Origin of the sequence: Acinetobacter sp. Ac_5812 (assembly GCF_013072695.1) — a bacterium.
GTDB lineage: Bacteria > Pseudomonadota > Gammaproteobacteria > Pseudomonadales > Moraxellaceae > Acinetobacter.
Genome location: NZ_LXUK01000017.1, coordinates 45,065 through 69,589, shown reverse-complemented (window position 1 = coordinate 69,589; position 24,525 = coordinate 45,065). Strand labels below are relative to the sequence as shown.

Here is a 24,525-nt window from a genome sequence, read left to right as displayed (position 1 = left end):
TTTTGCGGCTTAGGCATTCTTGCTGTTGAATTGATTGCCAAGGCATTTGGTACACGGAGGTAAACGATCAGTACCAATTTCTAAATAGGTGCGGTGTCCGCATTGAACACAAAAATAGAAGCCTGTTCCAGGTTTTTCGCCAGCAGTGACCATCTTTGTTCTCCATAGATTTTAGAAATGGTACATATACTATAGCGTGATAGCTTTGATTATTTATTGACCTTTCCGACAAGTGGTGATGTCGGAAAGGTGAAGAATGATGCTTAATTAAAATTTAAACGAGTTATAAGGGATTCGATACCCAATTCTCCACACGCAATCCATCAACACGTAAAAACTCTTTTTCATTATTGGTGACCATTACCCAATTATTTGCTCTGGCGTGCGCCGCAAGCCATAAATCATTAGATCCAATAATCTGACCTTTAGAAGAAAGCGCTTGACGTATTTGTGCATAATGATCCGCAACATCTTCATCTAATTCGGCGACTTGAATCATTGAGGTAAACTCATCAATGACTTTTAATGCTTTTTCTTTGCTTTGACTTTTTTCAGCGCCAAAACGTAGTTCGCCCAAGGTAATCACCGAGATTAAAATATTCCGATTGGGAAGATTTTTTTCAAAATGCTGACGGACACTTTCAGGCTGATGTTTGCTGATATAGATACAAATATTGGTATCCAATAAATATTGTGTCTGCATTAGAATTCTTCTCGTTCTTGTGGTGGTTGATCCACTCTTTCTTCTGCATAAAAATCATCTGGCATTTGTGCCAATACATTGAATAAGCGTTCCGCGGTAATTGGTTTTTCACGTAGGATCACTTCATCACCACGGCGAAATATTTCAACTTCTGCGCCTTCAAATCGAAATTCTTTAGGTAAACGAATCGCTTGACTGCGGCCGGTCATAAAAACTTTTGCGGTCGACATTGTCGCTACTCCAACCATTCTGGTATATACCTTATGATAGATACTATTTGATCATTTTACCAACAATATTTAATCAAAATAAAAAAGCCAAACATAGCTAAATGCTTAACGTCATTCATCCTCAAAATTTAAAAAAAGATAAAGCCAGATTTCTTTTATATAAAAATTAAAGACCCTACGCGAAGTAGAGTCTTTTTATCACAATATCTATCTAAGGCATCAAGCCACTTGACCTTCTAAAAAGTCTTGTGCAAAACGCTGTAATACACCACCCGCTTCATATACAGACACTTCTTCTTCTGTATCTAAACGGCAAGTTACAGGCACTTCAACAATCTCTTCTTTACCATCCGCTGTGGCACGTTCAATCACCAAAGTTAAAGTCGAACGCGGTGCAATATTACCAATCACACTATACAGCTCAGTACCATCTAGCTTCAAAGTTTTGCGGTTAACGCCCGGCTTAAACTCAAGCGGTAACACACCCATACCCACTAAGTTAGTACGATGAATACGCTCAAAACCTTCTGCAACAATCGCTTCAACCCCTGCAAGACGTACACCTTTCGCCGCCCAGTCACGACTTGAACCCTGACCATAATCCGCACCCGCCACAATGATCAACGGTTGCTTACGATTCATGTAGGTTTCAATCGCTTCCCACATACGCATCACTTCGCCTTCTGGCTCAACACGCGCTTTTGAACCTTGCTTAATGCTGCCGTCTGAACGAACCACCATTTCATTAAACAGTTTCGGGTTGGCAAAGGTGGCACGTTGTGTTGTTAAGTGATCACCACGATGCGTTGCATAAGAGTTAAAGTCTTCCTCAGGTACACCCATTTTCGCCAGATATTCACCAGAAGCACTGTCTAACACAATCGCATTCGATGGAGACAAGTGATCGGTAGTGATGTTGTCACCCAAGATCGCAAGCGGACGCATATTGGCTAAAGTACGTGGTGCAGCCAACGCCCCTTCCCAATATGGAGGACGGCGAATATAGGTACTCATTGGACGCCAATCATATAGTGGGCTCGCAGCTTCTTCATTAACACCCAAATCAAACATCGGAATGTAGATTTTACGGAACTGTTCAGGTTTCACGGCTTCTTTGACGAGCGCATCAATTTCAGCATCCGAAGGCCAGATATCTTTCAGGTAAATAGGGTTACCCTCTTTGTCATTTCCAAGCGAATCTGTTTCTATGTCAAAGCGAATGGTTCCTGCAATTGCATATGCCACCACAAGTGGCGGAGATGCCAAGAACGCTTGTTTCGCGTATGGATGGATACGGCCATCGAAGTTACGGTTACCCGAAAGCACGGCGGTCGCATACAAGTCACGCTCAATGATTTCTTGTTGAATCACAGGATCAAGTGCGCCTGACATCCCATTACAGGTGGTACATGCATAGGCGACGATACCAAAACCAAGTTTCTCAAGATCACCCAACACGCCTGCTTCTTCTAAATACAGCGCAGCTGCCTTAGAACCCGGTGCAAATGATGATTTCACCCAAGGTTTACGTATCAAGCCGAGTTCATTGGCCTTACGTGCCAATAGACCAGCAGCAACCGTGTTACGAGGGTTTGAGGTATTGGTACATGAGGTAATTGCAGCAATAATCACAGCACCATCAGGAATTAAACCTTCTGCTTCTTGTGCCTTGGCAAGCTCTAAATTCCCTGCAATGCCTTTGGCTTTCAAATCAGCGGTAGAGACACGTGCATGCGGGTTTGATGGCCCTGCAATGTTACGAGTCACCGTTGAAAGATCAAAACGAAGTACACGTGGGTACTCAGCTTGGGTCATATCTGATGCCCAAAGACCGATTTCTTTTGCATACTGCTCAACCAAAGCCACTTGCGCATCTTCACGGCCCGTCAAGCGTAAATAGTCGATGGTGTTCTGGTCGATATAGAACATCGCCGCAGTTGCGCCATATTCAGGCGTCATATTTGAGATGGTGGCACGGTCGCCCACAGACATGCTGTCAGCACCTTCACCGAAGAACTCTAGATATGCACCGACGACACGCTCTTTACGTAAGAACTCAGTCAATGCCAATACGATATCGGTTGCAGTAATGCCTGCTTGACGCTGACCGACAAACTCAACCCCGATGATGTCTGGCAGACGCATCCAAGATGCGCGACCGAGCATCACGTTTTCAGCTTCCAAACCACCGACACCGACTGAAATAACGCCAAGCGCATCAGTATGTGGGGTATGTGAATCTGTACCGACACAGGTATCTGGGAATGCCAAGCCATCACGGTTTTGAATCACTGGAGACATTTTCTCCAAATTGATCTGATGCATGATGCCGTTACCCGCAGGGATCACATCGACATTTTTAAAGGCTGTTTTGGTCCACTCAATAAAGTGGAAACGGTCTTCATTGCGACGGTCTTCGATTGCACGGTTTTTCTCAAATGCATCAGGGTCAAAGCCACCGAATTCGACTGCCAAAGAGTGATCCACGATCAACTGAGTTGGTACCACAGGATTGACCTTGGAAGGATCACCGCCTTTGTCTGCAATCGCATCACGCAAACCAGCAAGATCAACTAGTGCAGTTTGTCCTAAAATGTCGTGACAGACCACACGCGCTGGATACCATGGAAAATCGAGATCCTGACGGCGTTCGATCAACTGGGTTAAATAGGCCGTTAAATTCTCGGCATCCGCTTTACGTACCAGCTGTTCAGCCAACACTTTCGAGGTGTATGGCAGCTTTTCGTATGCGCCTGGCTGAATATCTTCAACGGCTTGACGCACGTCATAGTATTCAAGCTGGGTACCTGCCAGCGGTTTACGATATTTTGTGTTCATTAACCACGCTCCGCCAATGGTTTGAATTCAAGATTTTCAGGGCCAGTATAGTTCGCGCTTGGACGAATGATTTTGCCGTCTTGACGTTGTTCAATCACGTGTGCAGACCAACCCGCAGTACGTGCAATCACAAATAATGGGGTAAACATTGCCGTTGGCACACCCATCAAGTGATAGCTCACTGCACTGAACCAGTCGAGATTCGGGAACATGTTCTTCACTTCTTTCATCACCGCTTCTAAACGTTCAGCGATCACATACATCTTGGTATTTTCTTGCGCTTCAGCAAGTTCACGCGCCACTTGCTTAATCACTTCGTTGCGTGGATCAGAAACGGTATAGACCGGGTGACCAAAACCGATTACCACTTCTTTTTTCTCTACACGACTACGAATGTCGGCTTCTGCTTCATCTGCATTGTCATAACGTTGCTGAATCACAAACGCCACTTCGTTCGCACCACCGTGTTTAGGTCCACGCAGCGCACCGATACCGCCTGTGATGGCTGAGTACATGTCTGAACCTGTCCCTGCCACTACACGTGAGGTAAATGTAGATGCGTTAAACTCATGCTCTGCATATAGAATCAATGAGGTGTGCATGGCTTGAATCCATTCTTCCGATGGCGCTTCACCATGCAATAGATGCAAGAAATGTGCAGCAATTGAGTCATCATTGGTTTCAACTTCGATACGACGACCGTTGTTGCTGAAGTGATACCAGTACAACAACATTGAACCCAAGCTTGCCATCAATTTATCAGCGATGTCTTTTGCGCCTGCTTCGTTGTGGTCTTCGTGTTCTGGGGTTAAGCATCCCAACACAGATACACCCGTACGCATCACATCCATTGGATGTGCTGACGGTGGCAGTTGCTCAAGTGCAGTTTTCAAGGCAGCAGGTAAGCCACGCAGCGCTTTTAATTTTGCTTTATAGGCTTTGAGTTCGGCTTTGTTTGGAAGTTTGCCGTGTACCAGAAGGTGTGCCACTTCTTCAAATTGGCTACCCACTGCAAGGTCAAGAATGTCATAACCACGGTAATGTAAGTCGTTGCCGCTGCGGCCTACGGTACAGAGTGCGGTGTTGCCTGCAACTTGTCCGCTGAGTGCAACTGATTTTTTTGGTTTGAAGCCTGTTGGCGTTTCATTACTGCTCATAAGATTGTCCTTTTCTATCTATTTAATTTATTTTTGAGCAACTCAACGGAGTCGTGCCGAGTTCTCATCCTGTTTCAGGATAAACCTTCGGTTCGACCTACTTTTCTTTCGGGAAAAGTAGGCAAAACCATTGTCATCTGCAAAACCTGTCCAATAACACCATTTAATCAATCTATCGCAGAAACAATATCTTGTTTAAACCACGCAGGTTGCAGATGACTTTTCTGCATAGCAAATTTCAACCTAAATTCTTATGAATTAAGGGTTTACTTATTTATTCTTCGCAAAAGTTCCATCAAGATATTGTTCAAACGCATGGTAGTTAATGCGTTCATACAGTTCTTGGCGGGTTTGCATGGTGTCGACCACATTCTTTTGTGTGCCTTCTTTACGCAAGGTCTCATAAACATTTTCTGCGGCCTTGTTCATGGCACGGAATGCAGACAGTGGATAGAGTGCGATGCTGACATCAGCAGAAGCCAATTCTTCCGTGGTAAATAATGGCGTTGAACCAAATTCGGTGATATTGGCTAAAACAGGCACTTTGGTCAGTTCCGCAAATTGCTTATACATGGCCAATTCAGTGATCGCTTCTGGGAACAGCATGTCTGCACCTGCTTCGATATACGCCCCTGCACGGTCAATCGCAGCTTGTAAACCTTCAACCGCGAGCGCATCGGTACGTGCCATGATCACAAAGCTGTCATCGGTACGTGCATCGACCGCGGCTTTAATACGATCGACCATTTCTTGTTGAGTTACGATGGCTTTATTCGGACGGTGACCACAACGTTTAGCACCGACTTGGTCTTCGATATGCATCGCAGCAGCACCAAATTTGATCATCAACTTGGTGGTACGTGCGATATTAAAGGCAGAAGCACCAAAACCGGTGTCGACATCGACCAACAATGGCAGATCACAGACATCGGTAATACGGCGTACATCGGTCAACACATCATCAAGGTTACTGATGCCTAAATCAGGTAAACCCAAAGAACCAGCCGCAACACCACCACCAGACAAGTAGATCGCCTTGTAGCCTGCACGTTTTGCCAATAACGCATGGTTGGCATTGATCGCACCGACCACTTGTAATGGTTTTTCATTTGCGACCGCGTCGCGGAATAGCTGACCAGCAGACTGTTTAGCCATGTTGTTGTTCTCCTTGATTTTGTAGCAATGTTTGCTCAACAATTTTGTAAGATGCATTGATATGACGGTGCATCAGCATTTCGGCGAGTTCACCGTCACCTTCAGCAATCGCATCTAAAATGCGGATATGTTCATCCCAAGCTTTGCTCGGGCGATCTGGGGTATTTGAAAACTGGATGCGATACATACGGATGAGGTGATACAGCTCATCGCATAACATTTTTTCTAAGGTTTTATTGCCACTGCTTTTGATAATGCAGTAATGGAAATCATCCTGACCTTCTTGCAGATAGTAACCCTTACCTGCTTTAAAGTTTTCATCCTCGGCATGCATACGCAATACATCACGCAAGGCCAGAATCTGTTTTTTATCAATATGCTGGGCAGCCAGTTTACAGGCCAAACCTTCTAAAGAGGCACGGATTTGATAGAGTTCTTGAAACTGTTGCAGTGACAGTGATACCACACGGGCACCGACATGCGCAGTTCGCTCCACCAGTTTCTGCCCTTCCAGACGATGAATCGCCTCACGTAACGGCCCGCGACTGATGCCATAAATACGCGCGAGTTCAGGTTCTGAAATCTTGCTGCCCGCAGGAATATGCCCTAAAACAATTGCCGACTGAATTTGCTTAAATACGTGTTCCGTCAGGGTCATTCCCTGACTGGTGCTGAGGGCTTGAGGAACAAGGGTATCTTGCATATTGTCGACAATCTCTACAATTTTTATGATTTTATAACCAGATAAAAGAAAAAATGCAATAGGATTGTCGACAATAAATCTGACTGGTGCTGCCAATTCGACTAGCGAGATATAACCAACTTGCTGATCAACACACTTGCAAAAATCTTATATAAAAACAGATAAAACAATAGGTTAACAATATTCACACTCATTATTCAGCCCTGCGCTTTGATCTATTGGGCAGCCTTATAGTTTTAATACTACGACCATGGTATGACAGCTTGATTGTAGACAATCTTTATAATCAGCTCGTAGCGACAAAATTTGTAAGTAAATACTGCACCAAAATGTAAATAACAGCGTGCTTCATGCAGCCTTTATTGATACATTATTGGGCATCAAAGGTTCCGCTCCTCAAGCGCCAACCTCCCCAGACATCTATGCACTTTGTTGAAGAAAAGGACATTGTTAATGTTTCAACATATCCCACCTTATGCAGGCGATCCGATCCTTTCATTGATGGAACAGTTCAATGCTGATCCACGTGCTGAAAAGGTCAACCTCAGTATTGGTTTGTACTATAACGAAGACAGTATCGTTCCTCAGCTTGATACCATTATCGAAGCGCAAAAACGTATTGCACCTAAAAACACGCAAACCAAACTTTATTTACCAATGGAAGGTTTCAAACCTTACCGTGATGCGATTCAAGCCTTATTGTTTGGTGCCAACAGCCCTGCAATTCAACAAGGTCGTGTTGCAACGATTCAAACGTTGGGTGGTTCAGGTGCATTAAAAGTCGGTGCAGACTTTTTAAAAACCTACTTCCCAAATTCAGAAGTTTGGGTCAGCCAGCCAACTTGGGATAACCACGTTGCCATCTTCAATGGTGCAGGCATCAAGAGCAACTTCTATCCATACTTCGATGCTGAAACACGTGGCGTTGATTTTGATGGGATGTTGTCTACGCTGAAAACATTGCCAGAACAAAGCATTGTGTTATTGCACCCATGCTGCCATAACCCAACAGGCGCAGACTTGAATCCAGCACAATGGGATCAAGTGATTGTGGTATTAAAAGAACGTAACCTGATTCCATTCCTCGACATCGCCTACCAAGGTTTTGGCGATGATATGGAACAAGATGCCTATGCCATTCGTGCCCTAGACCAAGCGGGTCTAAACTTTATTGTCAGCAACTCGTTCTCTAAAATCTTCTCACTTTACGGTGAGCGTGTTGGCGGTTTGACTTTCGTATGTGACGATGCTGAAGCAGCAAAATGCACATTCGGTCAGTTGAAAGCAACGGTACGTCGTATCTACTCTAGCCCACCAACAACAGGTGCATGGTTGGTTGATCAAGTGTTAAATGACGCTGATCTGAATCAACAATGGCAAGGCGAAGTCAAAGAGATGCGTGAGCGTATTATCAAAATGCGTAGCATCTTAAAAGATGAGTTGACTAAAGCCCTTCCTGAGCGTGACTTTAGCTACCTTGTGAATCAAAAAGGCATGTTCAGCTATACCGGTTTAACCGCTGAGCAAGTGGACATTCTTCGTGAAGAATATGCAATCTACTTGGTACGCAGTGGTCGTATCTGTGTTGCAGGCCTGAACATGAACAACGTATACAAAGTTGCCAAAGCAGTGGCTGAAGTTTTAGCAAAATCTGCTGCAACCGCTTAAGTTATCACGCATAAAAAAGGCGCTACGGCGTCTTTTTTATTGCCTGTTTTATTTAAAGTCAGGACTTGGCCTTGCCCCAATATTTTAATTTAGAAGTCTGTCCAATCCCGACATTAAAACAATTATTCGGATCAAGTTTCTGGTAGAAATTGGCCAATGCAGGTTTGGCAATATACAGATGACCGACATTATGCTCAGCAGGATATTCCGCACGGCGGGCATCCAGCAATTGCCACATCTGATGTTCCATCGCTAAAGGATCATTGCCTTTTTTAAGGATGTAATCCTGATGAAAGACATGACAGAAAAAGTGCCCATAATAGAGCTTATGTATGATCTGCTGTTCCATCTCCACAGGCAATTGCTCGACCCATTCACGGTCATTGCGGCGTAAAGCGATGTCTAGCGCCACAATATCCTCTACCTCATCCCGATGGGTATCACGATAACGAATCGCTGCACCTGCCACAGCAAAACGATGCAAAAAGGCTTTACGCCCTTCATCCGCATCACAGAGAAAGAAATTGCCCGAAGCATGCACCGCAAAATAGTCTTGTAAAAATTGCTCGGTCTGGGCTTTGCAATTATTTTCAACGCGTAACATCAGATGATGCTCATAACGATCGCGATATTCGGTCATCCGTTTCGGTAAATGACTCGGTAACAACGAAGTGACCGCTTGTAAAAGATGATCGGTCAGCCCTTTGATTTTAAATTTTTCTAAAAAGCCATCGACCTTGTCTTTTAATGCAAAAGCTTTCGGCACATTAGCGGTGCCAAATTTCTCAATAAACAGAAAGGTATCTTTGCCGTATTTTTCGCCAATATGATAGGCATCACGATGGATGTATTCCCCTGCAATCGGCAAGCTTGGCAATGAAGTCAATAAATAACGGCGAATCGCGGTCAGGTCGTCGGCATCATTGCTGCCAATATAAAAGACATTGCTCTCGACCTTTTCATAGGTATCCAGACGTACCGCAAATACGCAGATTTTCCCTGCCGAACCTGAGGCTTCAAACAGACGCGATGGATCAGCATTAAAACGCGCTGGGCTATCGGCATCAACTTGGGTAACATCTTGCACATAACGCTGATCGGATGCCTGTTTTTCTGCATCATCCAGAATATCTGTGGCTTGATATTGTTGTTGCTCTAAACGAGTCAGGATTTCTTCTGGCGTTGCACCCAAGTTCACCCCCAGATGATTCACCAACTCCAACTGACCTTGGGCATTGACCTGCGCATACAGTGCTAACTCCGTATAAGCAGGACCACGGCGTACCAAGGCACCACCTGAGTTATTACAGACCCCACCCAACACCGAAGCGCCAATGCAGGAAGAACCAATCACCGAATGTGGTTCACGATCATAGCCTTTCAGTATCTGTTCCAGATTGTCCAAGGTCGCCCCCGGCAAGCAAATCACCTGCTGACCCTCATGAATCACTTGGATGCCTTTTAATCGGCGCGTACTCATCACCAACACAGGACGGTCGTAATCATCGCCATAAGGCGTGGAACCACCGGTCAGGCCCGTATTGGCCGCTTGCATGATGACGATACAATCCGCGTCAATTGCCGCTTGCAGCACCTGCCATTGTTCAAGCAAGGTACCAGGGATCACCACTGCAAAGACTTTGCCCTCACCAAAACGACGACCTTGCCGATACTGGCGGGTACTTTGATCATCACTCAGTACATGTTGCCGTCCAATAATCTGCTGTAAACAACCAATCACTGCTTTGGGAGAAAATGTTTGCATGATGGCTCCTTTGGATCATCCATATAAAATCTAGCTATATCTTATGCAGGCTAAAACCAGATCAGCACAGCAGGGGCTTACGGTTTGTCATTTATCATTGGACTAGCTGATTCTCTAATTTGAATCAGCCCTGTATTTACTATCGCGGTTGGCGGCAAGGATGCCGCCTGTTGAGCAACCGTACAAGGAAGTACTGTTTGCTCAACAAAAGGTTTTTGGTTACTTTTGACCTTTCAAAAGTGACAAACGCCTCTACACGAAAAACACGCAAGTCACCCAATGATGAGGCAGTGCCTACTGCATCACTTAGCAAATTATTCTTAAAAACCTTGTTTGATTGCCTGTACCAAACAATCCGCATTAATCTCCTGAATCGACTTAGCCCCTGTTAAGGTCATCGCCACACGCATTTCCTTATCAATCAAATCCAGCAAATTTGACACCCCTTGCCCCCCTGCCGCCGCCAAGGCATAAACAAAGGCACGGCCCAATAACACCGTATCCGCACCCAAAGCCAACATCCGCACCACATCCAGACCATTACGAATACCTGAATCAGCCAGAATCGCCAGATCACCCTTCACCGCGTCAGCAATCGCAGGCAAAGCCCGCGCAGAAGACATCACGCCATCCAACTGACGCCCACCATGATTGGATACCACGATGCCATCGGCACCAAAACGCACTGCATCTTTGGCATCTTCAGGATCTAGAATGCCCTTAATCACCATCGGGCCATCCCAAAACTCACGAATCCATTCCAGATCTTTCCATGAAATCGACGGATCGAAGTTAGAGCCCAGCCAGCCGATATAATCTTCAAGCCCTGTTGGTTTACCTAAGTATTTCGAGATATTGCCCAAATCATGTGGACGACCACACATCCCGACATTCCATGCCCAATGTGGATGCAACATGGATTGTAGATAACGACGCATCGCCGCATTTGGACCACTCATACCTGAATGCGCATCGCGATAACGTGCCCCTGGCACAGGCATATCCACAGTAAATACCAATGTTGAACAACCTGCCGCTTTAGCACGTTCCAAAGCATTACGCATAAAGCCACGATCACGCAACACGTACAGCTGGAACCACATTGGACGCTGAATTGCAGGCGCTACTTCTTCAATCGGACAGACTGAAACCGTCGATAAGGTAAATGGAATCCCTTTTTGATCGGCTGCCATGGCAGCTTGTACTTCACCGCGACGTGCGTACATACCGGTTAAACCCACGGGTGCCAATGCCACAGGCATCGACAAGGTTTCATTAAACAGTTTGGTTTCCAAGCTGAGTGCAGACATATCGTTCAGCACCCGTTGACGCAAGGCAATTTCAGAAAGGTCCTGTACATTGCGTTTTAAGGTATGTTCCGAATAGGCACCGCCATCAATGTAATGAAATAAAAATGGCGGTAAACGACGTTGTGCTGCAGCACGATAATCATTGCCAGAAGAAATAATCATTTTGAGTCCACTCTCGTTAAACGTGTTGCACGTTTCTGGCGCGCTTCATCTTCGCCCAGAGCACGTACATGATTAATCACAAATTCAATATGCCCACACACCGCTTGGCGTGCAGCTTCGGGATCTTGACGATCAATCGCATCCATCACCTGAAAATGCTGCTCACTGAGCAAGTCACCATTGACAGGATGGTTATAAACTTTGTTACGCCCGAGCAAGACGTTGTATTGCAGCAAATCAAACAAGCTGCGCATCATTTGGATCAGCACAATATTGTGTGACGCTTCGGCAATCGCCAGGTGAAATTCAGCATCCGCCACTGCCGCCCGAGCTGAATCGCCTGCATTTTGATAACGGCTGATCTCATCAAAACAATGATGAATTTTGGCACGGTCTTCAGCAGTTGAACGCAATGCGGCGTACCATGCAGTGCCGCCTTCAAGCAACAAACGCGCTTCTTGTACATCAAAACGGTACAACGGATCTTCTTCAATCAAATGACTGATCGGATTGACGATGAGCTGTTGCGGCCATTGCTCAGGCAACTGTTGGATATAGGTCCCATCACCACGGCGGCTACTGAGTACACCTTGGCTATTTAGCTGTTGGATCGCTTCACGTAAGGACGGACGAGATACGCCTAAGCTGGTCGCCAGTTGACGCTCGGCAGGTAAGCGATCACCTTGTTTCATCTGGCGTTGCTCAATGAGCGCCTGTAATTTCATGACCACTTGATCGGAGATTCTCATCACATTTCCTTGATTAGCGTTATGGAATCATCCACGGCACCAGATAAGCCTGAACCGTGACAATGATGCCGACAAAGACAGTAAATATGATGCTATGTTTTACCGTGAAACGAAACAAGTCCGATTCTTTTCCAACCAAACCCACCGCGGCACAGGCAATCGCAATCGATTGCGGTGAAATCATCTTGCCCGTTACGCCCCCACTGGTATTGGCAGCCACCAATAACACTTCTGGAATACCGATTTGCTGTGCCGTAGTCGCTTGCAAAGCCGAGAACAGCGCATTGGATGAGGTATCAGAACCCGTCAGGAAGACACCGAGCCAGCCCAAGAAGGGCGAGAAGAAAGTAAAGGCATGCCCCGTATGCGAGAGTGCCAAAGCCAAGGTCGCAGACAAACCGGAATAATTGGCAATAAAAGCAAAGGCCAATACCATTCCGATCGAATAAATCGGGGTTTTTAACTCATTTAATGTTTCAGCAAAGGTAGTAACCGCGTCACGGGTTTTCATTTTCAGGAATATGATGGTGATGATGGCCGCAATAAAAATAGCCGTACCTGTGGCAGAGAACCAATCAAATTTATAGATCGCTTCATAGGCTGTAGTTTCAGGCACAATCGGCGCCATTTTTTCTACCAGCTTATGCAGATACGGCACTTCAATTTTAAAAATCCAGTCCGCCAAGGCACCATCTTTGGCAAACAGCACTTTAAATGGTTTCACACTCCAAATGGTCACCATCACGGTCAAAATCATAAACGGCGACCATGCTTTGGCAATCTGAGCAATGCTATAACGCTGTTGTGATGAGGCCGCATGGCTGGCTGCTTGTTCATCAGTCATTTCAAAACGGAAAATATGCTTCGGTTTCCAAACACGGAACAACAAGGTCAAACTGACCAATGAGGCAATCGCAGCGGTAATATCAGGCAGTTCGGGTCCCAAAAAGTTCGAGGTCAGATATTGTGCAATGGCAAAGGCACTACCACCGACCAGTACCGCAGGCCAAGTTTCTTTCACGCCACGCCAACCGTCCATGATCGCCATAATCCAGAACAGCACAATGATGGTTAAAAAAGGCAGTTGGCGACCGACCATCTGGCTGATTTCCATAGTATCGACACCAGACACCTGTCCAGCCACAATAATCGGAATACCCATGGCACCAAAGGCCACAGGAGCCGTATTCACAATCAGACAAAGCCCCGCAGCATATAGTGGTTTAAAGCCCAAGCCGACCAATAGGGCTGCTGTAATGGCGACTGGTGCACCAAAGCCTGCCGCACCCTCTAAAAAGGTTCCAAAGGCAAAACCTACCAATAGCATCTGTAATCGCTGATCTTCAGTAATCGACAAAATACTGGAGCGAATCACATCAAACTGCCCTGTTTTGACCGAAATTTTATACAGGAACACCGCTCCGATAATAATCCATGAGATCGGCCATAAACCGTAAAAAAAACCATAAACCGCGGAAGCAAATGCCATCTCAGCTGGCATTTGATAAAAAAACAATGCAATCAGCAAGGCAATCATCACGGTACAAGTCCCCGCAACACTACCTTTCATACGAAAGACCGCCAACGCTAAGAAGAAGAAAATAATCGGGATCAGCGCGACTGCACTAGATAGCCAGATATTATTTAAAGGGTCATATAGTTGTTGCCACACATTTAGCATTCTCATCTCCTTGAAATGCTGGGCGTCATTTTGTTTTTACTTCGATATTTAACGAATCTTCGTAATATTGGTATGACCAATATTGAATAAATCAGCAAACCTTGCTTATTTGTAATCTCCACGCATCTTAATTATATGGATTCTTAGGATCAACCCTGCCACTACAGCAATAATTGGTATTACCAATAATAATTAAAATAAATCAATCCTTTTCTGTTCATGTACGCTTTCGACATTCGACTAAAGTCTGATGAAAATTTTGCAACCAGCATTCAATTTATGTGGCTCAGGTCCTCAATCGCTGAAGATAAAACAATAAATATGACTTTGTAGCGATATCTGTATAATCTGTTCACAACTCAAATCACATCACTATGAATTGAACAATATGACTCAACTGACTTGCTTTAAAGCCTACGATATTCGCGGCAAACTCGGTACAGAACTGAATGAAGAGATTGCCTATAACATTGGTCGTGCCTATGGGCAGATCTATCAACCGAAAACCGTCGTGATTGGTTGTGACATCCGTTTAAGTAGCGAAGGCTTAAAACAGGCCACGATTCGGGGCTTGAATGATGCAGGTATCAATGTGCTTGATTTGGGCATGACTGGTACAGAAGAAGTCTATTTCGCAGCCTTTCATTTGGATGTACAGGGCGGTATTGAAGTGACTGCCAGCCACAATCCAATGGATTACAACGGGATGAAATTGGTGCGTGAAAATGCACGCCCAATCAGTGCAGAAACAGGCTTAAAAGAGATTCAGGCATTGGCTGAATCAGGGCAATTTGTAGACGTCGCACAAAAAGGTACCACCCAACCCTACAATATTTTGCCTGAGTTTATTGAACACCTACTCACCTATATTGATCCACAAAAAATTAAACCGCTTAAACTGGTGGTCAATGCGGGCAATGGTGCAGCAGGTCATGTGATTGATGCCATCGAACAAAAATTCCAGCAACTGAATATTCCAGTTGAGTTCATTAAAATTCACCATGAAGCCGATGGCACTTTCCCGAATGGTATTCCGAACCCAATCCTGATTGAAAACCGAGACAGTACGCGTGATGCCGTACTTCAGCATCAAGCCGATATGGGCATTGCCTGGGATGGCGACTTTGACCGTTGCTTCCTGTTTGATGAAAAAGGGCAATTTATCGAAGGTTATTACATCGTTGGTTTATTGGCACAGGCCTTCCTGATCAAACAATCAGGTGAAAAGATTGTGCATGACCCACGTCTGGTCTGGAATACCTTTGACATCGTCGATCAATACCAAGGCATCGCAGTGCAGTCTAAATCTGGACATGCTTTCATTAAAGATGTCATGCGTGAACACAATGCCGTGTACGGCGGGGAAATGAGCGCACATCACTATTTCCGTGACTTTGCCTATTGCGATAGCGGTATGATTCCATGGTTACTGACCATTGCCCTACTCTCGGAAACAGGTCAATCACTCTCAACACTGGTTGAAAACATGATTGCCAAATTCCCATGTAGTGGTGAAATCAACTTTAAAGTAGCTGATACACAAGCCACTGTACAAAAGATCTTTGATCATTATGCTGATCAAAATCCGCAAGTGGACCGTACTGATGGGGTGAGTCTTGATTTTGGTGCATGGCGCTTAAATGTCCGTGCTTCCAATACCGAGCCTTTACTGCGTTTAAACATTGAAAGCCGTGCCGATCGAAACCCGCAACCGATGCAACATTATGTCGATGAATTAACTGGGTTAATTCAGGGTTAATTCAGCCCAATAAAAAAGGAGCAATATGCTCCTTTTTTTATTGCTGTTCAATTCAGTTAAAGCCGTTGGGATTCTGCTTCTGCCAGTTCCAACTGTCTGCCAACATATCTTCCAAAGTATATTGAGGTTGCCAAGCCAACTCAGCGACAGCACGTGTATTTTCAGCAAATGAGGTGGCGACATCACCTGCACGACGTGGTGCTAATTCAAAAGCAACGGTTACTCCGTTCACTTTTTCAAAGCTTTGAACGAACTGTAAAACTGAACAACCATTGCCTGTCCCAATATTCCAAGCACGACAGCCTTGCGCAGACAACCGATTATTTAAGGCACATAAATGGGCATTGGCCAAATCGACCACATGGATATAATCACGAACACCTGTACCATCGACAGTGTCATAATCATTGCCATAAATGGACAATTTTTCACGACGTCCTACCGCCACTTGTGTTACATAAGGCATGAGATTATTTGGGATTCCCTGCGGGTCTTCACCTATTTGGCCGCTTTTATGTGCGCCCACAGGGTTAAAATAACGAAGTAAAGCAATCGACCAACGCGTGTCTGCTTGTGCAAGTTTTTGCAGCATTTGTTCAACAATCAGCTTGGTATAACCATAATTGTTATTTGGCATTCCTGTTGGCATATCTTCATTCAAAGGCGAAAGATTGGCTTCGTCATAAACCGTGGCAGATGAGCTGAATACCAAACGAAAAACACCTGCTCGCTCCATCGCCTTGACCAGTTGAGCACTGCCAGCAATGTTATTATCAAAATAAGTCAATGGAACCTGTTGGCTTTCACCGACCGCTTTGAGACCTGCAAAATGAATGACCGCATCAATAGAATAGTCCTGAAAGACCTGATCTAACGCATCCTGATTACGAATATCACCTTTTACAAAAACCAAGCTTTTATTGGCGAGTGTCTGTACACGACGTAAAGCTTCTTCCGAACTATTTGAAAGATTATCAAATACAATAACTTCATGACTTGCATTGAGTAGTTCTAAACAGGTATGTGAGCCAATATAACCCGCACCACCTGTGACTAAAATTTTAGCCATCTATTTTTCCTAACAATATTTTCAACAAACCTTGCGTCGATGTATCAAAAGCAGATAAATCATCTTGCTCACGGTTTAAAATCGGTAACAGTTGATTGGCAATCTCTTTACCTTTTTCAACCCCCCATTGATCAAAGGGATTAATATTCCACAATACTGACTGCACAAAAACTTTGTGTTCATACGTCGCAATCAACATCCCTAAACTATAAGGATTCAGCTCTTTGAGTAAAATGGTTGAACTTGGCTGATTGCCTTCATATTGCTTATATGCAGGTAAATCTTCAAGTTCATCTGCTGCCAAAGCTTGATTACCAAAGGCCAATAATCGCGACTGCGCCAAACAATTCGATAAGGCCAGATGATGCTGTTCAACCAAAGCCTCTGCACTTTCAGCATAAGTAAATTGATTGGCATTATAGCGCTTTACCGGTGCAATAAAGTCACAACTCACGGAGTGTGTCCCTTGATGTAACAGCTGATAAAATGCGTGTTGTGCATTGGGTCCAACCTCACCCCACACAATCGGGCAAGTCGCTGTATTCACCTTTTCCCCATTACGCTGGATCGATTTACCATTGGACTCCATTTCAAGCTGCTGCAAATAAGCGGCGAAATATTTGAGTCGACCGTCATAGGGCAACACAGCATGGGTTTGGATTTCAAGGAAGTTATTATTCCACGCCCCTAACAACCCCATCAATACTGGAATATTCTGCTGAAATGGTGCGGTTTGAAAATGTTGATCAATCTCGTGCGCGCCCGCTAACAACTGCTTAAAACCATCAACCCCAATCGTTAGCGCAATCGGCAGACCAATACATGACCACAGTGAATAACGACCACCAACCCAGTCCCATAGCAACAACTGCTTATCAGCGGCAATGCCCCATTCCGTCATTTTTTCAGGTTTGGTCGAGACCCCAATAAAATGATTCTGCAGAATTTTTTCATTCTGTCCAAGCGACTTTTCTAACCATTGACGAACCGTTTGTGCATTCGACAAGGTATCAATGGTGCCAAATGACTTCGAGGAAATAATAAATAATGTCGTTTCTGGGCGCAGCTGATGTAGCAGGTCAGACAGTTGACTACCATCCATAGTCGAGACAAAGTGCACATCTAAAGGCTTTGTACTCGTCACCTTAAAATCGGACAACGCATGTGTCACCATTAAAGGACCTAAGTCAGAGCCTCCGACACCAATATTGACTACATCCTGAATGACTTCACCGGTTGCGCCACGATATTGTCCAGCATGGATTTTATCCACCAAAGCATACATCCGCTCTAGCTGTTGCTGTACCTGTTGATTCTCCTGAGGAAAATCTGGACTCGATTGCGGCAAGCGTAGAGCCCAATGCATTGCTGCACGATGCTCGGTATAGTTAATTTGTTCCGAAGAAAATAATGTCTTAATCCATTGTTTTAAATCTTGTGCCTGAGCTAAGTCGACCAAGCCATTTAAAATAGTTTGATCAATACGATGTTTACTAAAATCGAGAACAACTTGATCATGTTCAACTGAGAACCGTTTAAAGCGTGAGGGATCTGCTGCAAATAAAGTCTTGAGATGAACCTCTTTAATTTGCTTTTGCAAAGATGATAAATGCTCAAGCACTGACGCTGGTGCCTTAACGGCAAAAGGCTGAATTTGCTTGATCATCATTAACGCCCCACGCCCATATATGCGAAACCTTGTAATTTCACATAGTCTGGATCATAAATATTGCGACCATCCAATATCAAAGGATGTGCCATCAGTTGTTCGAACTGTTTAAAGTCCGGACTCCAGTATTGTTTCCATGCAGTTAACACACATAAACCGTGCACATTTTTCACCGCATCATACTGATCATCACAGAGGACTAAATCGTCACGCTGCCCATACATCTGTTCAATTTCATCCAAAGCCTGCGGATCATGTAGATGAACCGTCACCCCTTGTGCCCACAGTGCCGCAAGCATTTGGTGGATAGGTGATTGCTGAATACTTGAGGTATTTTCTTTAAACGAAGCCCCCCAAATTGCAACGGACTTACCCTTTAAATCACCATGATAATAGTTCCAAAACTTACGGAACAGGATTTCTTTTTGTTGCTCATTAATTTCCCATACTTGTGCAAGCAATTGGCTTTTAACGCCTGTATTTGCAACGGTATTAGAGAGGGTCAGAATATCATGAGAAAAATTTTCACCGCCGAAACCAGCACCAGGGGCTAAGTAAGCTGAACCAATACGGTTATCCGCCGCCATACCCTGACGTACTGATGCAATATCAATCCCGAGTTTCTCAGCAACCACAGCCAGGTCATTGATATAGCTAATTCTTGTCGCCAACATGCCTGAAATACTGAGCTTGGTAAATTCAGCATCTAAAATTGGCATAAACAAATATTGCTGTGCCAAAGGAAAAAGAGGCCTTAGCAATTCTTTCACTTTGCTCTGAACGTCAACTTGCGTACATCCTACAATCATTTGTTTTGCTTGAGTTAAACTCTGTAAAGCATTTCCTTCTTGAATCGTATCTGGTAAATAAACCCAGTCATCTTCGGAAAGGATTTGCTTAAAGTGCTCAGTCCCCTGCAAGCCAAAGGTTGAAGCATTGATCATCAGTTTTGGATGAATAATCGGACGCTGTTTTAACGACTGAAGCAGTTGAAAAACTTGTTGTTCTTGTGTTTGATTAAAACTAAATAAATAAGCATCTATATCTAAAGGAATAGCGTCCAAATCACGATAACTGAGAAAACCACTGTTTAACTGTTGTTCCAGTAAGCGACTAACATTTTCATCATGAAATGAGTACTGCTGATCAGCGGAATTATCATTGAGATGTGAGCACCAATACACAAAGTGCCCAGATTCAGACAATAATGCAGACATCACGCCTGCATATAATGTATTGCCAAAGATTGCAACTTTCATAACCACATGCCCTAAACTACAGGGCTAATTCTTGAATTAAGCCCTTAAAATCTGCGCCCAATTTGGGATGCTCAATACCATAGTGTAATACCGCTTTCAGGTATCCAAGCTTACTGCCACAATCGAAAGTCTGCCCTTTCATACGATACGCTTCAACAGCTTCTGCTTGCTGTAATGCTGCGATGGCATCAGTGAGCTGAATTTCATTTCCAGCTCCACGTGGAGTATTTTCTAAAAGCGCCATAATCTGTGCTGGTAAAATATAACGACCAACCACAGATAAGTTCGAAGGTGCTGCACCCACCGCAGGTTTTTCAACGATTCCCTGCATCACAACGCTTTCACCTTCATTCAGTGAAACCGCGACATCCACAATACCATATTGATCAACCAAATGATCAGGTACTGCTTCAACCATAATCTGTGCTGCTTGAGATGTCTCAAAGCGCTGGATCATCAGAGACAAGTCATTCTCAGAGACTTGATTCTTGACTAAAACGTCAGGTAATAATACGGCAAAGGCTTCATTACCCACGATATCTTTTGCACAAAGTACAGCATGTCCAAGGCCTAAAGGCTGCGGCTGACGTACGCTCACAACGCTAACATGCTTAGGTAAAATATCAGTAATTTCTTTGAGTAGATCAAATTTCTTTTTTTGTTCTAAAGTTGTTTCTAACTCGAAATTACGATCAAAATAATTCTCAATCGAGGCTTTAGAAGAATGTGTGACCAAAATAATTTGTTCAATCCCAGCTTCAACTGCTTCACGTACCACATATTCAATGGCTGGACGATCAACAACAGTCACCATTTCCTTTGGAATAGATTTGCTTGCTGGTAAGAATCGTGTACCTAAACCTGCGACAGGTAAAATTGCTTTCTTGATCATTACATTACTACTTCATTGATTTAGATAGATCTTCAAGAGTTAATTTTATCTTGTTCTTGTAAATTATTCCCCTTAAATAAAGAGGGGCCAACATGTCCAGGCGCATTAATCCCTTCACGTTTCAACATAACACCTAATGTTTTCCACATGATTTTAAAATCAACGAAGGTATTATGATGATCGACATACCAAACATCACATTTAAAGCGGTCTTCATAATCTAATTCATTACGACCACTCACTTGCGCTAAGCCAGTCATCCCAGGTTTTACATTCAAACGACGAGCTTGCTCAGGTGAATAAAGTTCAACAAATTCTTTTAACATTGGTCGAGGCCCAACGACACTCATATCGCCTTTTAACACATTAAATAGCTGCGGCATTTCATCCAAGCTTGTAGAGCGCAATTTTTGTCCAAATGGTGTAATCCGCTGCTCATCAGGTAAAGCGTTTCCCTCGGAATCTGTAGCATCTTTCATCGAGCGAAACTTAATCATTTTAAATAGCTTACCGTCTTTACCAGGGCGTTCCTGATAAAAAAAGATAGGAGCGCCTAAATTCTTCCGGACCTTATAAGCAACGAGAATAAATATTGGAGAAAGTAATAAAATTGCTACAGATGCAACAACTATATCAACAAGCCTTTTCATTGTTTGAAACCCATATATCAAAATAATTTAGACTTTCTTCCTAAGAAAATTATTATAAATTTTCCCCAACATCGTGGATGGTAGTAGTCGAAACACTGACCGTAACAAAAAAACTATATTAGCATGAATTGGATCTTGTAACTTCAACTCTTTTTTTAAATCCAACAACTTTTTTTCACTTTTAATATATTCCAAGCCTTTACGTCGAGCATGCATTCCATTTCCCACACGAGCAAATAAAATTACATCGGGTAAATTAGCAACTTTACAACCTGCACCAATGACACGTAACCAAAGATTATAATCTTCCATAAATAAATGATGTTGGTAAGCTCCAAGTACAGTAATGACATCATGTCGATACGCAACAGTCATATGATTAAATGGACAGCGATTTTGTGCAAAAGCCTTAATTTCATTATGATTCTCAGGCACAGCTTTTAATACGTGAGCGTCTGAAACATCTTGATTAAACTCTAAAATCTGTCCACCAAATAAAACCACATCAGGGTTTTCTTTAATAAAAGCAACCTGCTTAGAAAAACGATCTGGAGTACAGATATCATCCGTATCCATACGGAAAACCCATTCATTCGTACAATGCTTTAAGCCTTCATTTAAAGCCTTACCTAAACCGACATTTTCTGCCAAAGTAACTATTTTTAAAATATTACCGAGTTTCTGCTGCCAATGTTCTACAGATTTCGTAAGACTTTCTCCAATAGGACCATCCAAAACCAATACTATTTCAGTAGGTTTTAAAGTCTGTTGATCCCAAATACTTTCAAAGCATTTTTCCAAATACTCAACTTTTTCCTTATGATATAAAGATAATAATATAGAAAAATTTATCATTAGTTTTCAACTACCTTTATCCACTCTTTAATAACTGTACGCTGGGAATAAACTAAGGCATGTTCCTTTGCTCGCTTAGAGAATTGTTCACGTAATGTACTTGAGTCCATCAAACTAAGTATTGCCTGTGCTAACTCTTGAACATTGTTATTTTCAACTAAATAACCTGTAACATTATTCTCTATAATTTCAGATGGCCCATGAGGGCAATTATAAGACACTATTGGCAAACCTAAAGATTGAGCCTCTATCAATACCATAGGAAGTCCTTCAAAACGTGAAGACATTACATAAAATGACGCTGAACAATAAATCTCTTCAACATTAGTTATCTCACCTCTTAAAAAAACATTCGTTAATTTTTTTTCATTAATAAGATTTTCTAATTTATTCTTATCTTCTCCTTTACCATAAATAGATAAAGTCCATTCTTTCTTCTGATTTAAAACCAACTCCCAAGCTTTCAAGAGATCTTCAAAATTTTTTTGATAGGTAAGTCTACCTATTGCAATAATATTTTTGGAATCAGAGTTATATACTGAATTAACATCTTCAACATCAAAAGGAGAAATATTATTAATTTTTACAATATTATTATGAAACCCTTTATATGATAGCGCATCATTATTTGTAAGAGTAACGACTTGATCAATATTTTTATATAATTTTTTGGATAAAAATCTTACCCATTGTGGTCTAATAGAAAAAGCAACATGCTCCAGTGAAACTAATCTTGAACCTTTAATATCTAACATACTACATAAAAGAGAAAGCCTGCCCATATTATGAACAATAATTGTATCTGGTTTATTAATTTTAATATAGCTATTTAGTCCCATAAAAAAATTTAAATATCCACCACCAATAGCTAGCACATTAACATTGTCATTTAAAAAATATGCACCATCTTCCTTTTTTGCATCTCTATTTATTACGCAAACAGAATAATCCAATTCCTCAGAAAAAGTATTAGCCATTAAGCAGGCTACTCGCTCCAGCCCAGACTTGTTTTTTAAAGAGTTAATAACAAACAGTATTTTTTTCACTCTCGCACCTTTTCATAGAATTACATGCATATACCAACAACATCAACAAAGAAATAAAAACAGTAATACCTTTAGCCAACAAAGCTAACAATAAAACTAAAAGTGCTATTTTAAATTTAAGATCAACAAAGGAAGATTTTATTTTAAAGATCAAATATATATTAAAGATCAAAAAAACACCAAGACCTAGCAAACCATTAGCAAAGATCACCCTAAAATAACCAACATCAGTGTTCATATAATAACCATTTTTCAAGTTATACATATTATCCCCAACAATCCAAGTTTTATAACTTTCAGGAAATATTGAAAACATATTTAATAGTGTATTAAATGAGTTATTAGCATCCGAATTCCCATCACCCAAAAACAAACCAAAACCAAATCTAATCAATTGAAAATCAACAAATTTTTCTCCGTAAACAAAATATAAAATTACGGCAATAGATAACAAGAATAACCCTGAAAAAAATATTTTGACTTGATTTATAGAAAAACTAGAAAACAACAATAAACACCCAATAGCAAATCCGACTAAAGTTGTTCTCGCACTCATCATTCCAATAATTGCTATCATAAAGTAAACAAACAACCAAAATATTATATGCTTTTTTTCATATTTTATAATTTGACTTAAACAAACCAATATAAAACAATTAATAATTCCTGACGCAAAAAAGGAACGACCAACCCCGACAATTCGCTCAAGTTTCAAGTCATCAAGCCTAGATAAATCCGATAAATTGTTATAAATAATTGAATAAAATATTTTCTCAAAAGCAGGATAAAAGCTAATCAATGCAGACAAAATCAGTTGAATTAACACAGCAATTGCACTAAGTTTAATTACTCGAACGAAATCTAACTGAGCATCACCTATCCTAAAAACACCAATTAAAGCTAAAAGCTGAAAATAAACAAATAAATAAACCTCATAATAGTAACTATAATCAAGATTATTATTAAACAAAGCAGACAAAGTGCTTATAAAAAAACCAAAAAATAAAAACAAAAATATATAAAAATCAATTTTTCTAAATTTATCAAATGAATTAAAAACAAAAAGCAGGCCAAAAAGAGAGAATAAAAAAATCAAGAAACCAAATTTAAAAAAGATAGCAATATTAAATATATATATAAACAAAAAAAACACCCACATAAAACCAACAAGGTATTTTTTATTCAATTGAAGCAAAGCACTCAAA

Annotated in this window: 21 protein-coding genes; 2 read left to right on the top strand and 19 right to left on the bottom strand. The window is 42.3% G+C overall.

Features of this window, described 5'->3' with window-relative positions; genetic code table 11:
- Nucleotides 1-9 precede the first annotated feature (9 nt).
- The 7 genes from A7P55_RS12640 to A7P55_RS12610 all read right to left on the bottom strand — a co-directional run bounded on the left by A7P55_RS12640 (nt 10) and on the right by A7P55_RS12610 (nt 6,786).
- A complete protein-coding gene (locus A7P55_RS12640) occupies nt 10-153 on the bottom strand; it encodes a zinc ribbon-containing protein (protein ID WP_004637424.1) in 144 nt (47 codons plus the stop codon).
- Nucleotides 154-283: 130 nt separating this feature from the next.
- Nucleotides 284-703 carry a type II toxin-antitoxin system VapC family toxin gene (locus tag A7P55_RS12635; protein WP_171552355.1) on the bottom strand — a complete coding sequence of 140 codons (420 nt, stop codon included), beginning with the start codon at nt 701-703 and terminating at the stop codon, nt 284-286.
- Entirely contained in the window at nt 703-933 is a 231-nt protein-coding gene (gene vapB, locus A7P55_RS12630) for a type II toxin-antitoxin system VapB family antitoxin (protein WP_171552354.1), read from the bottom strand. Before vapB ends, A7P55_RS12635 begins: the two co-directional genes overlap by 1 nt.
- A gap of 219 nt (nt 934-1,152) precedes the next feature.
- Nucleotides 1,153-3,771 (bottom strand): Fe/S-dependent 2-methylisocitrate dehydratase AcnD, encoded by a 2,619-nt coding sequence (gene acnD, locus A7P55_RS12625; protein WP_171552353.1) that lies wholly within the window; start codon nt 3,769-3,771, stop codon nt 1,153-1,155.
- A complete protein-coding gene (gene prpC, locus A7P55_RS12620; RefSeq protein ID WP_004656677.1) occupies nt 3,771-4,928 on the bottom strand; it encodes a 2-methylcitrate synthase in 1,158 nt (385 codons plus the stop codon). Before prpC ends, acnD begins: the two co-directional genes overlap by 1 nt.
- Nucleotides 4,929-5,198: 270 nt before the next feature.
- Nucleotides 5,199-6,083: a methylisocitrate lyase gene (prpB, locus tag A7P55_RS12615; RefSeq protein WP_171552352.1), complete on the bottom strand. Its 885-nt coding sequence runs from the start codon at nt 6,081-6,083 to the stop codon at nt 5,199-5,201.
- A complete protein-coding gene (locus tag A7P55_RS12610; RefSeq protein WP_005186499.1) occupies nt 6,076-6,786 on the bottom strand; it encodes a GntR family transcriptional regulator in 711 nt (236 codons plus the stop codon). The genes prpB and A7P55_RS12610 overlap by 8 nt, the downstream gene beginning before the upstream one ends.
- 453 nt (nt 6,787-7,239) lie before the next feature.
- Here A7P55_RS12610 and A7P55_RS12605 point away from each other — a divergent pair, with 453 nt between their 5' ends.
- Nucleotides 7,240-8,454: an amino acid aminotransferase gene (locus A7P55_RS12605; protein WP_004801828.1), complete on the top strand. Its 1,215-nt coding sequence runs from the start codon at nt 7,240-7,242 to the stop codon at nt 8,452-8,454.
- Nucleotides 8,455-8,512: 58 nt separating this feature from the next.
- Here the strand turns inward: A7P55_RS12605 and dld are convergent, their stop codons facing one another.
- The 4 genes from dld to lldP form a co-directional block, all read right to left on the bottom strand.
- On the bottom strand, nt 8,513-10,219 hold the full coding sequence (gene dld / locus A7P55_RS12600; RefSeq protein WP_171552351.1) for a D-lactate dehydrogenase: 1,707 nt from the start codon (nt 10,217-10,219) through the stop codon (nt 8,513-8,515).
- 320 nt (nt 10,220-10,539) lie between these two features.
- A complete protein-coding gene (gene lldD, locus A7P55_RS12595) occupies nt 10,540-11,691 on the bottom strand; it encodes an FMN-dependent L-lactate dehydrogenase LldD (RefSeq protein WP_171552350.1) in 1,152 nt (383 codons plus the stop codon).
- On the bottom strand, nt 11,688-12,440 hold the full coding sequence (gene lldR, locus A7P55_RS12590; RefSeq protein WP_016653319.1) for a transcriptional regulator LldR: 753 nt from the start codon (nt 12,438-12,440) through the stop codon (nt 11,688-11,690). The genes lldD and lldR overlap by 4 nt, the downstream gene beginning before the upstream one ends.
- Nucleotides 12,441-12,459: 19 nt before the next feature.
- Entirely contained in the window at nt 12,460-14,127 is a 1,668-nt protein-coding gene (lldP, locus tag A7P55_RS12585) for an L-lactate permease (protein WP_171552349.1), read from the bottom strand.
- Nucleotides 14,128-14,509: 382 nt separating this feature from the next.
- Here lldP and A7P55_RS12580 point away from each other — a divergent pair, with 382 nt between their 5' ends.
- On the top strand, nt 14,510-15,880 hold the full coding sequence (locus A7P55_RS12580) for a phosphomannomutase CpsG (RefSeq protein WP_171552348.1): 1,371 nt from the start codon (nt 14,510-14,512) through the stop codon (nt 15,878-15,880).
- Nucleotides 15,881-15,932: 52 nt separating this feature from the next.
- Here the strand turns inward: A7P55_RS12580 and galE are convergent, their stop codons facing one another.
- Genes galE through A7P55_RS12540 form a run of 8 tightly spaced genes read right to left on the bottom strand, consistent with a single transcriptional unit; the run spans nt 15,933 to nt 24,524 of the window.
- A complete protein-coding gene (gene galE / locus A7P55_RS12575; protein ID WP_171552347.1) occupies nt 15,933-16,949 on the bottom strand; it encodes a UDP-glucose 4-epimerase GalE in 1,017 nt (338 codons plus the stop codon).
- On the bottom strand, nt 16,942-18,615 hold the full coding sequence (gene pgi, locus A7P55_RS12570) for a glucose-6-phosphate isomerase (RefSeq protein ID WP_171552437.1): 1,674 nt from the start codon (nt 18,613-18,615) through the stop codon (nt 16,942-16,944). Before pgi ends, galE begins: the two co-directional genes overlap by 8 nt.
- Before the next feature lie 2 nt (nt 18,616-18,617).
- The gene (locus tag A7P55_RS12565; RefSeq protein WP_171552346.1) at nt 18,618-19,877 is read right to left on the bottom strand and encodes a nucleotide sugar dehydrogenase; all 1,260 of its coding nucleotides are present in this window, start codon (nt 19,875-19,877) and stop codon (nt 18,618-18,620) included.
- 16 nt (nt 19,878-19,893) lie between these two features.
- Nucleotides 19,894-20,769 (bottom strand): UTP--glucose-1-phosphate uridylyltransferase GalU, encoded by an 876-nt coding sequence (gene galU / locus A7P55_RS12560; protein ID WP_171552345.1) that lies wholly within the window; start codon nt 20,767-20,769, stop codon nt 19,894-19,896.
- Between the two features lie 32 nt (nt 20,770-20,801).
- On the bottom strand, nt 20,802-21,419 hold the full coding sequence (locus A7P55_RS12555) for a sugar transferase (protein ID WP_171552344.1): 618 nt from the start codon (nt 21,417-21,419) through the stop codon (nt 20,802-20,804).
- 27 nt (nt 21,420-21,446) lie between these two features.
- Nucleotides 21,447-22,274 carry a glycosyltransferase gene (locus A7P55_RS12550; protein ID WP_171552343.1) on the bottom strand — a complete coding sequence of 276 codons (828 nt, stop codon included), beginning with the start codon at nt 22,272-22,274 and terminating at the stop codon, nt 21,447-21,449.
- Entirely contained in the window at nt 22,274-23,320 is a 1,047-nt protein-coding gene (locus A7P55_RS12545; protein ID WP_354667323.1) for a glycosyltransferase family 4 protein, read from the bottom strand. Before A7P55_RS12545 ends, A7P55_RS12550 begins: the two co-directional genes overlap by 1 nt.
- A complete protein-coding gene (locus A7P55_RS12540) occupies nt 23,295-24,524 on the bottom strand; it encodes a hypothetical protein (protein ID WP_171552342.1) in 1,230 nt (409 codons plus the stop codon). Before A7P55_RS12540 ends, A7P55_RS12545 begins: the two co-directional genes overlap by 26 nt.
- Between the last annotated feature and the right edge of the window lies 1 nt (nt 24,525).